At 65.3% G+C, this 13,779-nt stretch carries 16 protein-coding genes; 4 read left to right on the top strand and 12 right to left on the bottom strand.

Annotation, left to right across the window (positions count from 1 at the left end; all coding sequences use genetic code 11):
• Positions 1-37 precede the first annotated feature (37 nt).
• Positions 38-475: an Lrp/AsnC family transcriptional regulator gene (locus tag CFE50_RS15765; RefSeq protein WP_286734814.1), complete on the top strand. Its 438-nt coding sequence runs from the start codon at positions 38-40 to the stop codon at positions 473-475.
• Positions 476-536: 61 nt separating this feature from the next.
• Here CFE50_RS15765 and CFE50_RS15760 read toward each other — a convergent pair whose 3' ends face one another.
• Positions 537-1,322, bottom strand: coding sequence for a DUF2076 domain-containing protein (locus tag CFE50_RS15760; RefSeq protein ID WP_027597958.1), 786 nt, complete (start codon positions 1,320-1,322; stop codon positions 537-539).
• A gap of 275 nt (positions 1,323-1,597) precedes the next feature.
• Here CFE50_RS15760 and CFE50_RS15755 point away from each other — a divergent pair, with 275 nt between their 5' ends.
• A complete protein-coding gene (locus CFE50_RS15755) occupies positions 1,598-2,164 on the top strand; it encodes a cysteine hydrolase family protein (protein ID WP_286734811.1) in 567 nt (188 codons plus the stop codon).
• A 30-nt stretch (positions 2,165-2,194) separates the two neighbouring features.
• Positions 2,195-2,839 carry a YciC family protein gene (locus CFE50_RS15750; RefSeq protein ID WP_286734809.1) on the top strand — a complete coding sequence of 215 codons (645 nt, stop codon included), beginning with the start codon at positions 2,195-2,197 and terminating at the stop codon, positions 2,837-2,839.
• A 9-nt stretch (positions 2,840-2,848) separates the two neighbouring features.
• On the opposite strand, the gene CFE50_RS15745 is transcribed toward CFE50_RS15750, so the two are convergent.
• Positions 2,849-3,388, bottom strand: a complete 540-nt coding sequence (locus CFE50_RS15745; protein WP_027597961.1) for a DUF2058 domain-containing protein — start codon at positions 3,386-3,388, stop codon at positions 2,849-2,851.
• Positions 3,389-3,558: 170 nt separating this feature from the next.
• On the opposite strand from CFE50_RS15745, the gene CFE50_RS15740 reads away from it, so the two are divergent.
• On the top strand, positions 3,559-4,482 hold the full coding sequence (locus tag CFE50_RS15740; RefSeq protein WP_286734805.1) for an aspartyl/asparaginyl beta-hydroxylase domain-containing protein: 924 nt from the start codon (positions 3,559-3,561) through the stop codon (positions 4,480-4,482).
• A 34-nt stretch (positions 4,483-4,516) separates the two neighbouring features.
• On the opposite strand, the gene CFE50_RS15735 is transcribed toward CFE50_RS15740, so the two are convergent.
• From CFE50_RS15735 to CFE50_RS15690, 10 genes are all read right to left on the bottom strand, one after another.
• Complete coding sequence (locus CFE50_RS15735; protein ID WP_007160356.1) at positions 4,517-4,933, bottom strand: DUF2802 domain-containing protein; 417 nt, start codon at positions 4,931-4,933, stop codon at positions 4,517-4,519.
• Positions 4,933-5,412 (bottom strand): chemotaxis protein CheW, encoded by a 480-nt coding sequence (locus CFE50_RS15730; protein WP_007160357.1) that lies wholly within the window; start codon positions 5,410-5,412, stop codon positions 4,933-4,935. The genes CFE50_RS15735 and CFE50_RS15730 overlap by 1 nt, the downstream gene beginning before the upstream one ends.
• Positions 5,413-5,485: 73 nt before the next feature.
• Positions 5,486-6,406 carry a chemotaxis protein CheW gene (locus CFE50_RS15725; protein WP_286734801.1) on the bottom strand — a complete coding sequence of 307 codons (921 nt, stop codon included), beginning with the start codon at positions 6,404-6,406 and terminating at the stop codon, positions 5,486-5,488.
• Between the two features lie 57 nt (positions 6,407-6,463).
• On the bottom strand, positions 6,464-7,252 hold the full coding sequence (locus tag CFE50_RS15720) for a ParA family protein (protein WP_007160359.1): 789 nt from the start codon (positions 7,250-7,252) through the stop codon (positions 6,464-6,466).
• A 35-nt stretch (positions 7,253-7,287) separates the two neighbouring features.
• Positions 7,288-8,151, bottom strand: a complete 864-nt coding sequence (gene motD / locus CFE50_RS15715) for a flagellar motor protein MotD (protein WP_286734798.1) — start codon at positions 8,149-8,151, stop codon at positions 7,288-7,290.
• 173 nt (positions 8,152-8,324) lie between these two features.
• A complete protein-coding gene (locus CFE50_RS15710) occupies positions 8,325-9,065 on the bottom strand; it encodes a flagellar motor protein (RefSeq protein ID WP_286734797.1) in 741 nt (246 codons plus the stop codon).
• Positions 9,066-9,099: 34 nt separating this feature from the next.
• A complete protein-coding gene (locus CFE50_RS15705; RefSeq protein ID WP_286734795.1) occupies positions 9,100-10,218 on the bottom strand; it encodes a protein-glutamate methylesterase/protein-glutamine glutaminase in 1,119 nt (372 codons plus the stop codon).
• 82 nt (positions 10,219-10,300) lie between these two features.
• Positions 10,301-12,541 (bottom strand): chemotaxis protein CheA, encoded by a 2,241-nt coding sequence (locus CFE50_RS15700; protein ID WP_286734792.1) that lies wholly within the window; start codon positions 12,539-12,541, stop codon positions 10,301-10,303.
• A 26-nt stretch (positions 12,542-12,567) separates the two neighbouring features.
• Complete coding sequence (locus CFE50_RS15695; protein ID WP_007160364.1) at positions 12,568-13,356, bottom strand: protein phosphatase CheZ; 789 nt, start codon at positions 13,354-13,356, stop codon at positions 12,568-12,570.
• 19 nt (positions 13,357-13,375) lie between these two features.
• Entirely contained in the window at positions 13,376-13,750 is a 375-nt protein-coding gene (locus tag CFE50_RS15690) for a chemotaxis response regulator CheY (protein WP_169853335.1), read from the bottom strand.
• Between the last annotated feature and the right edge of the window lie 29 nt (positions 13,751-13,779).

Below are 13,779 nucleotides of genomic sequence, written 5' to 3'. Positions count from 1 at the left end.
GAGCAAGGACCTTCGATTCGAAGGCAGGGGAACGGACATGGACCATATCGATCGCCGTCTCATCGACCTGCTGCTGGTGGAGGGCCGCGCCAGCTACGCGGACCTGGGTCGCCGGCTGGGACTCTCCGCGCCGGCCATCGCCGAGCGCATCGCCAAGCTGGAAGACGCCGGGATCATCACCGGCTATGGCACCCGTATCGATCGCCGCGCCCTGGGCTACGGCACCGAATGCCTGATCTCCCTGCGCCTGCACAGCACCAGTCAGGGTCCGGTACTGAAGAAGCTGGAGGCCCTGCCCCAGCTGCTCGCCTGCCACCGGGTCACGGGTGAAGACTGTCTGATGCTGCGGGTCGCCGTACGCGACATGGGCGAACTGGAGAGCCTCATTGATCAGCTGACCCAGTTCGGCATGAGCCGGACCGTGGTGGTGCTGTCGACGCCCTTCGAGCGACCCCTGCCGCTCCTGCCGGGCTGACGGCGCGCAAAGAAAGCTCCAGCGCCTCGCGGCACCAGGGCTGGCGGAGCGCGACGTCCCGTCAGATGAAGGAGTCGTCGTCGCCACTGTCGTCGAAGAAGCCGCCACCGCCGCCGGTATCGCCATAGTCGGCAGCGTCCTGGAAGCCCCCGTTATCCTGATAGCCACCGGCGTCCTGGAATCCGCCGCCATTGTCGTAGCTGGCGTTGTCCGCCCAGCCTCCCTGGGAGCCGGCATCGGCCAGGCCCTGGTCGGCAGCCGGGGTCTCATTGATGACGTTGACGATCTCCTCGGGTTGCGAATGGTGGAACAGGCCCGAAATCGCCTGAGCCGCCAGCACGCCGCCGGCTACCCCGGCCGCCGTCTGCAGCGCACCGCCCATGAAACCGCCCATGCGCGAGGGCGCTGCCTGGGGTGCGCCATAGCCGGGCGCGGGCTGGGCATAGCCGGGATTGGGCTGGGCATACCCCGGATTGGCAGGCCGCGACGCCGCCGGACCCGGATCATTCCAGCCACGCGACGGCGCCGCGTTGGCCGCTGCCTGACCGCCCGCTGGCTGGCTGCTACCGCCACCGAAGAGGCTGGACAGGAAGCCACCGCTGCTCGGGCGATTCTGCTGGACCTGGGCCATCTGGCTTTCCAGTTCCCGGACGCGCTGGTCAAGCCGCTTGATGGCGGCTTCCTGGATCAGCATCGCCTGGGCCATGTAATAGGGTGCCGCGGGCTGCTCGCGCAGGCGCTGCTGGATCAGCGCCTCGGCTTCCCGGTCACGGGGCGCGGTCTGGGCTTCCGTGGTCTTGAGACGGTCGAACAGACCTTCGATCAGCTGACTTTCTTCGCGTTGCATGATGACCCTCCCGCAGACGGTCTACTGGCGGCCTTCCCCGGGGAACGGCCTGGATGTCGAAAGGCGCAAGGCTGCGCACTGTTATGCCAGATAAAGGCGCAGCGGTTGCTTTTCAAGTTGCGTTCGCACGGCATTCAGCACAGGTTCAGCCAGAGCCGCACTGGCACTCTTCCCATCTGAAGAGCCGCCCGGCCAGGGAGTTCCGGGTGGGCGCCCAGGACTGGACAACCGGCCGGCGCTGCGGGAGTCTGAGTCTTTGCCCACGAGGCCTGCGCATGCCGCCCCTGCTCATCCTGATCGACCAGCAACAGGGCATCCGCGCCCCGCACCTGGGCCCACGCAACCATCCCGAAGCCGAACAGCGCCTGGCCGAGCTGCTGGCGGCCTGGCGCCAGGCCAGGGCGCCCCTGCTGCATGTCCGGCACCTGTCGCGCGATCCGCATTCGGTGTTCTGGCCAGGGCAGCCCGGCGTGGAATTCCAACCGGCCCTGGCGCCCCTGTCCGGCAAGCCGGTGTTCGACAAGCAGGTCCCCGACGCCTTCGCCAACAGCGGGCTGGAGCGCTGGCTGCATCAGCGCGGCATCGCGTCGCTGCTGATCTGCGGCGTGGCCAGCGAGAATTCGGTGGAGGCCACGGCCCGCAGCGCCGGCAATCTGGACTTCACCACCTGGGTCGCCGAAGACGCCTGCTACACCTTTGCCAAGACCGACTTCGCCGGGCGGCCCCGCAGCGCCGAGGAGGTCCATGCGATGGCCATGGCCAACCTGCACGGCGAGTACGCCACCGTCACCTCCACCGCGGCCATGCTCGAACGCCTGCGAGCGAGCGGGTCACCCTGCTAGACTGCCCCCCTGCCCGTCTGGAAGCGTTGCATGAACCCTGTCGATATCCTGCGCGACTCGCTGTCCTTCTTTGCCCGCAATCTGCGCCCTCTGGCCGTCCTCACCCTGCCCTGGCTGCTGCTCGAAGCCCTGCTGCGCTATCAGGTGCTGGAGCGCTTCGGCGCCAACGGCGGCCTGTGGGACATGCTGGTCAGTCTGCTCTGCTATCCGCTCTACACCGCCGCACTGCTGATCTTTCTGGAGGCGCGTACCCAGGGCAACACCCCGCGCCTGAGCGGCGTGTGGGGCGCCGCCCTGCTGCTTTGGCCGCGCTTCGCCGTCCTCGCCGCCGTAACCTCGGGGCTGGTGATGCTGGGCTTTTCGCTATTGATCGTGCCGGGCTTTCTGATCATGGCCAAGCTGGCCTTTGCCGAGAACCTGCTGGTCCTGGAGGGACGGGCGCCGCTGGACGCCCTGCGCGGCAGCTTCCGGCTGAGCCGCGGGCATTTCTTCACCCTGCTGGCGTGCATCCTGGCCACGGTCCTGCCGGCCTGGCTGCTCGACGCCTGGATCACCCGGCATTTCGCCGAGGCCGCGGTGCCGGAGATCGTGCTGCAGACCCTGTCGGGCTTCCTCCAGCTGATCCCCAGCATCGCCGTCTACCGCATCTACATGCTGGTCAGGCAGAACGCCTGACCAGGTCACTCACCACATCAGGTCGTCCGGCACCTGGTAGGCCGCGTAGGGATCGTCCGGATCCGGCTCGCCGCTCTGCACGTTGAGCAGCACCACCCGCTTGGGATCGCGCTCCTGGATGCGTTCGGCGGTAGCCCGGGGCACCACCTCGTAGCGACCTTCGTAGCGCACGATGGCCAGACTGCCCTTGCTGAGCTTGTCTCTCATCATGACGTTGACCGACAGGCGCTTGACCTTCTTGTCGTCAACGAAGTTGTAGTAGTCCTCGGTGGTCAGCTTGGGCAGGCGGCTGGTTTCGATCAGCTGCTTGATCTGCGCCTGCTCGGCCTTGCGCTTCTTCTTGTCTTCCTGAGCGCGATTGAGCTCCTGGTCCTTGGCCAGTTTTTCCGCCTGGGCCTGCTGGACGGCCAGCTCTTGGGAGCGATCCTTTTCCGCCTGCCCGCGATGCTCCATGCGGTTCTGCTTCTGCTTCTGCTTGACGGCCTGCTTGGCCTGCTTTTCATTGACCAATCCGGCTTTCAGCAGCTGGTCACGTAGGGACATGCTCATCGATACGACTCGTCTAGATCATCCAAGGGGGCGCAGCTCGGAAGCGGCCGCGCGCCAGGGTGTCCATCCTGCGCAGCCGACGAACCGAGTGCAAGCCTTTCTCTGGGGTGAAATAATGCGGTCATGACCTATCCGCCCCTGGTTCGGGCGCTGCCGATCACAATTCGCCCATGATTACCTTAGCGATCGTCCTGCTCTTCGTCGCCAGCGTGCTTTTCGTTCACCTTCGCGGACAAGCGCGCCTGCCCTTCCTGCGTCAGCTGGTCAACCACTCGGCGGTGTTCGCGCCGTACAACGCCCTGATGTACCTGTTCTCCAGCGTGCCGTCCAAGCCCTATCTGGATCGCAGCCGCTTTCCCGAGCTGGATGTGCTCAAGGACAACTGGCAGGAGATCCGCGTCGAAGCCCTGCGGCTGTTCGACGAGGGTTACATCCGCGCGGCGGAAAAGGACAATGACGCCGGCTTCGGTTCCTTCTTCAAGAAGGGCTGGAAGCGCTTCTACCTGACCTGGTACGGCGAGCCGCTGCCCTCTGCCCAGACCCTCTGCCCGCGCACCGTGGAGCTGGTCCGGCAGATCCCCAACGTCAAGGGCGCCATGTTCGCGCTGCTGCCGGGCGGCAGCCATCTGAATCCCCATCGTGATCCCTTCGGCGGCTCGCTGCGCTACCACCTGGGTCTGGCCACGCCCAACTCGGATGCCTGCCGCATCTATGTCGACGGCCAGCCCTATGCCTGGCGCGACGGCGAGGACGTGATGTTCGACGAGACCTATGTGCACTGGGTGAAGAACGAGACCGACCAGACCCGGGTCATCCTCTTCTGCGACGTGGAGCGGCCGCTGCGCAATCGCCTGCTGACCCGCGTCAACCAGGCGGTCAGTCGCTTCCTGGGCAGCGCCACGGCGCCGCAGAACGTCGAAGGCGAACGCGTCGGCGGCATCAACCAGGCCTATGCCTTCAGCAAGAGATTCGGGGATCGTATCGGTGGCGGCGTGAAGAAATTCAAGCGGCGCCATCCCAAGGCCTATCGCGTCGCCAAGCCGGTGCTGGCGGTGCTGGTGGTGATCGCGCTCTACCACTGGATCGTCAGCTGAGGCGACGATCCGGCGCAGGCGGCGTCAGCGGATTCTAGCCGGAACGCTGCTGGCGCTGTCGGTGCAGCCGGGCCACCAGCTCGGCTTCGGCCTGGGACAGACCACAGGCCTGGGTGAGATCGTCGGCGCTGGCGCCCAGTCCCACCAGGCGCGCCGCCTGGGAAAACGACAGACTGGTGGGGTCGCTCTGCTCGATCTGGGTCAACCGATCGGGCAAGGGCGCCACCACCTTGGCCAGTCCCTGCACCTGTTCACCCATGCGTACCTGCCCGGCCTGGTAGGTTTCCAGACGCTTGAGCAGGATCTGCATGCGCTTGTCGACCAGGGCCTCCCGCTCGGCCAGCTTGGCCGCCTGCTGCTGCTGGCGTTGCCAGAGCAGCCAGCAGCAACCGCCGAGGCCGGCACAGGCCAGCCCCAGGGCGACGCTGAGCAGGATCAGCCCGACGAGCATCAGATGCTTTCCAGCTCCGACCACTCTTCTTCGGTCATCAGCTTGTCGAGCTCGACCAGGATCAGCAGCTCGCCGTTCTTGTTGCAGACACCCTGGATGAACTTGGCGGATTCGTCATTGCCGACGTTCGGCGCGGTCTCGATCTCCGACTGCCGCAGATAGACCACCTCGGCCACGCTGTCGACCAGGATGCCAACGACCTGCTTGTCGGCCTCGATGATGACGATACGGGTGTTGTCGGTGACTTCGGTGGGCAGCAGACCGAAGCGCTGACGGGTGTCGATCACCGTCACCACGTTGCCACGCAGGTTGATGATGCCCAGCACATAGCTCGGCGCACCCGGGACCGGAGCGATTTCGGTGTAGCGCAGGACTTCCTGGACCTGCATCACGTTGATGCCGTAGGTCTCGTTATCCAGGCGGAAGGTGACCCATTGCAGGACCGGATCTTCGGAACCCTGTGCGGACGTTTTTTTCATGTTCCCTAGCCTCGTCAAATACCGCACGTGCGGCGAAGCGGGCGAACCCGCCGGTTAGTTGCAGCGAGCAGCCCTAGCGACGGCCACCCACCACCTGTTCAGCGAGCGCCGCCACATCCAGCAGCGCACACATCTGATCGATCACCGTACCGGCCAGCCACGGCCGGGTAGCGCGCTGATTCCGCCATTTGACCTCGGCGGGATCCAGACGTACCGAATGGCTGACGCCGTGCACGGCCAGGCCCCAATCCAGGCCTTGCAGCGATATCACGAACTTCAGCCCTTCGCGATAGTCGTCACGGTAACGCTCGGGCATCACCCAGCGCGCCGCGTCGAGCACACGCAGATTACCTGCCTGGCAGGGTAGCAGGCCCAGGAACCAGTCTGGCTGACCGAACAGCGGCGTCAACTCTTCGTCGGCCAGCGGATAGATGGAACCCAGGCACACCAGGGGGGCGGCCAGGGTCAGGCCGGCGACGTCGAACAGCAGGCATTCGAAGGGCTCTTCACCCCACTCCGGGCGACCGTCCAGCTGCACGGCGCTGGGCGGTACGCCAGCCGCTGCCACCGGCTGCGTCACCGGGGTACCCACGGCGATGCCTTCCACCGCCGGACGGGCCGGCTCGGCGACCGGTGCCAGTTCGGGGACGCGCCAGTCCAGCTCGATATCGGTTTCGGGCGCCAGCAGCGGCTGGGGCGCAGGCAGCAGCACCTCGGGCAAGGTACGCTCGGCCAGGGCGACCGCGGGACGCCGGGCGGCCAGCGGCACGACCCGCGACTGCCGTGCAGCATCCCGCTCGAGTTCTTCGCGTACCGCGGCGGCGAATTCGTCTTCGCTCACGCTGGCGATCGGCGCGGCCGGCACCACCAGGGGCGCCACGACAGGCGCGGCTTCGGCAGTCGGCAGTTCCAGGAACGCGTCCAGCAGCAGGGCATCGAGATAGCCCTGGAGGACACGCTGAGGACGATTGTCGAGGGACGTCGGTTGGCTCATGGCGATCTACGTGAGTGAGTTGTCCAGCCTATCGGCCGGCGGAGTGGAAAACTTGAATCAGGCGACCTGGCTGCTGGGCGCACCGTCGAGCAGATGCCGCAGCAACGCCCGGTAGGCGATGACGCCGCGGCTGTTCAGCTCGTAGCGCGACGGCACCTGGCCGGAGCGACTGGCATCGCGCAGCCGGGTATCGATGGGGATGAAGGCCTGCCACAGCTGGGCCGGATAGGTGTTGCGCAGGACCTTGAGCGTGCCGATGGACGCCTGGGTACGGCGGTCGAACAGGGTCGGCACTATGGTGTAGGGCAGCGCCTGCTTGCGCGAACGGTTGATCATGGTCAGGGTGTTGACCATGCGTTCGAGCCCCTTGAGCGCGAGGAATTCGGTCTGGGTGGGAATCACCAGATGCTGGCTGGCCGCCAGGGCATTGACCATGAGGACGCCAAGCAGCGGCGGACTGTCGATCAGCACGTGATCGAAGTCGTTCCACAGCTGCGCCAGGCTCTTGGAGATCACCAGCCCCAGGCCGCTCTGGCCCGGCGACTGCCGCTCCAAGGTGGCCAGGGCCGTGCTGGATGGCAACATGGACAGCTGCGGATGGCTGGTGGGCAGCAGCAGCCGCTTCGGCAGCCCTTCCGGAACCTGACCCCCGTGCTGGAACAGGTCGAACACGCTGTGTTCGAGGCTGTCCGGATCCTGACCGAAATAGCTGGTCAGGGAACCGTGGGGATCGAGATCCACCAGCAGGACGCGCTTGCCCTCATCGCCGAGCAACCCGGCGAGGGCAACGGTGGTGGTGGTCTTGCCCACCCCACCCTTCTGATTGGCGACAGCCCAGACTCTCATGTGCAGACTTCCTCCCGACGACACGACCAGCCGGGTCAAGGTGCCGGCGTTGGGGCCGGCGACGAAGATTTGACAGGCGCCACTCCGGGCGCCGGTTCTCCAGGCGATGCTGCAGATTGTGTGCCAGTCGACGGATTTTGCAAGGTGCTCTGCGGCCGGAACAGATCGAGATTGCGCGAGATCAGCAGCACCACCCGCCGATTGCGGGCGCGGTTGACGTCACTGGTGTTGTCGACCACCGGCTGATAGGCGCCATAGCCCACCACGGCCAGGCGCTGCGGCGCGATACCATTGCCGATCAGCAGGCGCACGATACTGGCGGCCCGGGCTGCCGACAGCTCCCAGTTGGTGGGATACAACGCCGTGCTGATCGGCCGGTCGTCCGTGTAACCCTGGACCTGAATCGGATTCTTGAAGGGTGCCAGAATCTTGGCCACCTTCTCCATGAGGCCGAAGGCGGGATTGCTCGGCAGGGAATCGCCGCTGGCGAACAGCAGGTTGGAGCTGAGCTCGATTTCCAGCCACATCTCACTGGCCTTGATGTTCAGCTGATCGCCCGCGATGAGATCGCCGAAGGTGGCCCGCACGCTGTCGGCGATCTGCTGCAGCGGATCGTTGGGGGTGCCCTTGGCCGGCTGGGCGGCGCTGGCATCCATCACCGTCGGCGTCACGCCGGCGGGACGCTGGTCGCCGAGGGGGATGGGTTTGAGCGAACGCTCCGGCTGGCTGAAGATGCCCGACAGGCTGTCCGAGAGCACCTTGTACTTGCTCTCGTTCAGCGAGGAAATGGAATACATGACCACGAAGAAGGCGAACAGCAGGGTGATGAAGTCCGCGTAGGAGACCAGCCAGCGTTCGTGGTTCTCGTGCTCTTCGGGACGGCGGCGGCGACGAGGCATGCGGCGTCCTCTAGTGTGGTGTATCAGGAGTTCGCACAAGAATTGGCGAGTGATTTTTTGATCTGGGCCAGGCGCCGCGACGAGTCATAGCAGGGCTATGGCGAGGAGTGGCAACACCGCCCAGGCCAAAAAAGCGCCGCCAAAATTGTGTAGATAACTTCTGATACACCGCACTAGTCCAGAAAACCTTGCAGCTTCATTTCGATGGAGCGGGGATTCTCGCCCTCGCCGATGGACATCAGCCCTTCCAGCAGCATTTCCCGGTAGCGGGACTGTTGCTGCGCCAGCGCCTTGAGCTTGTTGCCGACGGGCAGCAACAGCAGGTTGGCGAAGCCGACCCCATAGATGGTAGCGACAAAGGCCACGGCGATGCCGCTGCCCAGTTGCGAGGGATCGGCGAGATTCTGCATGACGTGGATCAGGCCCATCACCGCGCCGATGATGCCGACCGTGGGCGCATAGCCGCCCATGGCCTCATAGACCTTGGCAGCGGCGATGTCGCGGTCTTCCTGGCCGTAGAGATCCACCTCGAGAATGCTGCGCAGGGCTTCGGGCTCGGTGCCGTCCACCAGCAGTTGCAGGCCCTTGGCGGCATAGGGATCGGCTTCGCGGCCGACCAGGGGTTCGAGCCCCAGCAGGCCTTCCTTGCGTGCCACGTTGCTCCAGTTGACCACCTTGCGGATGCCACCGGTGAGGTCCAGCCGCGGCGGCATGAACACCCAGGCCAGCATGGTCAGGGCGCGACGCAACACCGGCAGGCGGGTCTGCAGCAGGACGGCACCCAGGGTGCCGCCGACCACGATCAGCGCCGCCGGGCCATTGGCCAGGGCGGTAAAGGAGCCGCCCTCCAGCAGGTTGCCGCCCATGATGGCGGTAAAGGCCAGCAGGATGCCGATGAGACTGAGCACGTCCACGCTCAATGCCCTTCTGGCCGGAGAACGCCTGCCGTCACGAACAGGCCTCGGTCAGGTGTCTGCCGATGTCGTCCAGGCCATAGATGGCGTCGGCCAGATTGGCCTTGGCGATGGCCATGGGCATGCCGTAGATGACGCAACTGGCCTCGTCCTGGGCCCACACCTGGCTACCGGACTGCTTGAGCATCCGGGCGCCTTCGCGGCCGTCGGCGCCCATGCCGGTCAGGACCACCGCCAGCACCTTGTCGGCATAGGCCTTGGCCGCGGAGCCAAAGGTCACGTCGACGCAGGGCTTGTAGTTGAGGCGTTCGTCACCGGGCAGGATCTTCACCATGCCGCGGCCGTCGACCATCATCTGCTTGCCACCCGGTGCCAGCAGGGCCAGGCCCGGACGCAGCTGGTCACCGTCCTCGGCTTCCTTGACGCTGATGCGGCAAAGCTTGTCCAGGCGCTCGGCGAAGGCCTTGGTAAAGGCGGCAGGCATGTGCTGGATCAGCACCAGAGGCGCCGGGAAATTGGCTGGCAACTGGGTGAGCACCCGCTGCAGAGCCACCGGCCCGCCAGTGGAGGTGCCGATGGCCACCAGGCGATAGTGCTTGCGCTTGGGCGGCGGCGAAGCCGGGGCGGCGGGTGCATGACCCGCTGCAGCGCCGCTAGGCGCAGCCGGACGCGCTGCCGGGCGGGCCGTGGCCGGCGCCGCGGCGGCGCTTGCGGGCGCTGCCGGCGCGACGCTGGGCGCCACGGCGAAGCGCCGATTGGACCGGGCGATATGATGGATCTTCTCGCACAGCAGCTTCTGCACGCTGGCCGGATTGCGCGAGATGTCCTCGAAATTCTTGGGCAGGTAGTCGACCGCGCCGGCATCCAGAGCGTCCAGGGTGACCCGGGCGCCTTCATGGGTGAGCGAGGAGAACATCAGCACCGGGGTCGGGCACTTCTGCATGATGTGGCGGACCGCGGTGATGCCGTCCATCATCGGCATCTCGTAGTCCATGGTGATGACATCGGGTCGCAGTGCCAGGGCCTGGTCGACCCCTTCGCGCCCGTTGCTGGCCGTGCCCACCACCGAGATGTTGGGATCGGCCGCCAGGATCTCCTTGAGCCGACGCCGGAAGAAGCCGGAATCGTCCACTACCAGTACTTTTACCGGCATACGTTGAAACTCCTAACCTTGGGCGGCGCAGGCCACCCGATGGCGCCGGGCACGGGCCCGACGCCGCTCGTACCCGACCGACTCAGAGCCCGCGACGGGCGTAGCGCTTGAGCATGCTGGGCACATCGAGGATGAGCGCGATGCGGCCGTCGCCGGTGATGGTCGCCCCGGACATGCCAGGCGTTCCCTGGAGCATCTTGCCCAGTGGCTTGATGACCACCTCTTCCTGGCCCACCAGCTGATCGACCACGAAGCCGATGCGCTGGGTGCCCACCGAGAGGATCACCACATGCCCCTCCCCCTGCTCCACATGGGCCGCATTCGGCACCAACCAGCGCTTGAGGTAGAACAGCGGCAGCGCCTTGTCGCGCACCACCACCACTTCCTGGCCGTCGACCACGTTGGTGCGGGACAGGTCGAGGTGGAAGATCTCGTTGACGTTGACCAGCGGGAAGGCGAAGGCCTGGTTGCCCAGCATCACCATCAGCGTCGGCATGATCGCCAGGGTCAGGGGGACCTTGATGACGATCTTGGAGCCCTGGCCCTTGGTCGAATAGACGTTCAGCGTGCCGTTGAGCTGGCTGATCTTGGTCTTGACCACGTCCATGCCCACACCACGACCGGAGATGTCGGAGATCTCGGCCTTGGTGGAGAAACCCGGGGCGAAGATCAGGTTGAAGCACTCGGTCTCGGTCAGGCGATCGGCCGCGTCACGGTCGAGCAGACCTTTTTCCACGGCCTTGTTGCGCAGCAGATCCGCGTCCATGCCCTTGCCGTCATCGGAGATCGACAGGAGGATATGGTCGCCTTCCTGCTCGGCGGAGAGCACTACGCGCCCCGCACGGGACTTGCCGTTCTCTTCACGCTCGGCCGGACCCTCGATACCGTGGTCGACCGCGTTGCGCACCAGGTGCACCAGCGGATCGGCCAGGGCCTCGACCAGGTTCTTGTCCAGGTCGGTTTCTTCGCCGACCAGTTCCAGGTTGATCTCTTTCTTCAGGCTGCGCGCCAGATCGCGGACCAGGCGCGGGAAGCGACCGAAGACCTTCTTGATGGGCTGCATCCGGGTCTTCATGACCGAGGTCTGCAGATCGGCGGTGACCACGTCGAGGTTGGACACGGCCTTGGCCATGGCTTCGTCGCCGCTGTTCAGGCCCAGGCGCACCAGGCGGTTACGCACCAGCACCAGCTCGCCGACCATGTTCATGATCTCGTCCAGCCGCGCGGTGTCGACCCGCACGGTGGTCTCCGCCTCGCTGGTGGGACGCTCGGCAGGCGCGGCGACTGCCGGCTTGGGCACCGCGGCCTCGGCCACCGGCGCCGGTTTCGGCGCAGGTGCGGGAGCCGCCGGCTGAGGTGCGGCCACCGGTGCCGGCGCAGCGGCCACCGGGGCGGCTACCGCTTCCGCGGCTGCGGCGGGACCACTGAACTTGCCCTTGCCATGCAATTCGTCGAGCAGGGATTCGAATTCGTCGTCGGTGATCTCGTCACCGCTAGCCGCGGCTGCCGGAGCCGCTGCGGCCGGGGCTGCAGCAACGGGTGCCGCGGCTTCGTTGGCGACGAACTTGCCCTTGCCGTGCAATTCGTCGAGCAGGGCCTCGAATTCATCGTCGGTGATGTCGTCGCCACCCGCGGCCGAAGCAGGGGCCGCGGTGGCAACCGGCGCGGCGGCCGGCGTCTCCTGGAACTTGCCCTTGCCATGCAGCTGATCGAGCAGGGCTTCGAATTCGTCATCGGTGATGTCGTCGCCACCGGCGGCCGCAGGCGTTTCCGCTGCCGCGCCCGGCTCGCTGCCCAGGGCATCGAGCAGATTCTGGAAATCGGCATCGCTCAATTCCGGCTCGGCCGCCGCAGCGGCGACCGGGGCCGATTCCGCGACCACTGCCGGAGCGGCAGCCACGGGCGCAACCGGGGCCGGCGCCGGCTCACTGCCGGCGGGCTCGGCCAGGCGGGCCAGGGCCGCAAGCAATTCGGGCGAGGCCGGGGTCGGCTCTTCGCGCTCCCGAACCTGACCGAACATCTCGTTGACGGAATCCAGTGCCTGCAGCACCACATCCATCAGCTCGGCATCCACGCGGCGTTCGCCCTTGCGCAGGATGTCGAAAACGTTTTCCGCGATATGGCAGCACTCGACCAGGGTATGGAGCTGCAGGAAACCGGCACCGCCCTTTACGGTATGGAAGCCACGGAAAATGGCGTTCAGCAGATCCATGTCATCCGGGCGGCTTTCCAGCTCGACCAATTGTTCGGACAACTGTTCGAGAATCTCGCCGGCCTCTACCAGGAAATCCTGGAGGATCTCTTCATCGGCGTCGAAGCTCATTCCTGCACTCCCCAAGAGGGTCTGGGTCAGAAGCCCAGACTGGATAGAAGATCGTCGACGTCGACCTGAGCGGCCACGACGTCTTCACGCTTATCGGCATGAATCTGCGGACCTTCACCCTTCATCGTCTTTTCTTTTCGATTCTGTTCGATCAGCGCGGTGTGATCGTGACTGAAGCCGGTATAGCGATCGACCTGGCTGGCCATCATCACCAGCTTGACGAGGTCTTTCTCGATCTGCCCGACGAGATTGACCACGCGCTTGATCACCTGACCGGTAAGGTCCTGGTAGTCCTGCGCCAAGAGGATGTCGTTGAGCTTGGCCGACAGTTGCTCGGCGCTGCTCTCGCTGTGACTGAGGAAGGCGTCGACGCGCTTGGCCAGCTCGCGGAATTCGTCCGCGCCCATTTCCCGGCGCATGAACTTCTTCCAGTCGGCATGCACGGCCCGGGCTTCGTCGCCGAAGTTGCCTACCAGCGGGGCGCTCTCCTCCACCAGATCCATGGTCCGGTTGGCGGCGTTCTCGGTCATCTTCACCACGTAGGAGAGACGATCGGTGGCATCGCTGATCTGGGAGACCTCTTCACCGGCCATGCCGCGTGGATCGATCTCGAAGTTGACGATGGCGTTGTGCAATTCGCGGGTCAGTTTGCCGACTTCCTGGTAGAGACCCCGGTCGCGCAACTGGTTGAGTTCATTGATGACGTGCACGGCCTGGGTGAAATCGCCACTTTCCAGGCATTTCACCAGCTCTTGGGCGTGCTGTTTGAGATTCGACTCGAAGTCGCTGAAGCTGTTGGAGCCAAGCTGATCCATAACGTCCCCGCGGCTTTCTTCAGCCGTTCACCCGCTCGAAGATCTTGTCGATCTTTTCTTTCAGCACCTGGGCGGTGAAAGGCTTGACCACATAGCCGTTCACGCCGGCCTGAGCGGCTTCGATGATCTGCTCGCGCTTGGCTTCGGCGGTCACCATCAGCACTGGCAGGGTCTTCAGGCGCGCATCGGCGCGCACCTGGCGCAGCAGGTCGATGCCGGTCATGCCGGGCATGTTCCAGTCGGTGACGAGAAAATCGAAGTTGCCGCTCTGCAACATCGGCAGCGCGGTGTTGCCGTCGTCCGCTTCGGCGGTATTGGTGAATCCCAGATCGCGCAGCAAATTCTTGATGATGCGTCTCATCGTGGAAAAATCGTCCACGATGAGGATTTTCATGTTCTTGTCCAAGTCGACCTCCGTCCTAA

It is taken from the genome of Pseudomonas sp. PGPPP4, from assembly GCF_002256045.1.
Classification (GTDB): Bacteria; Pseudomonadota; Gammaproteobacteria; order Pseudomonadales; family Pseudomonadaceae; genus Chryseomonas; species Chryseomonas oryzihabitans.
Note: the sequence above shows the minus strand (reverse complement) of the source record. Positions and strands in the feature narration are given on the sequence as shown.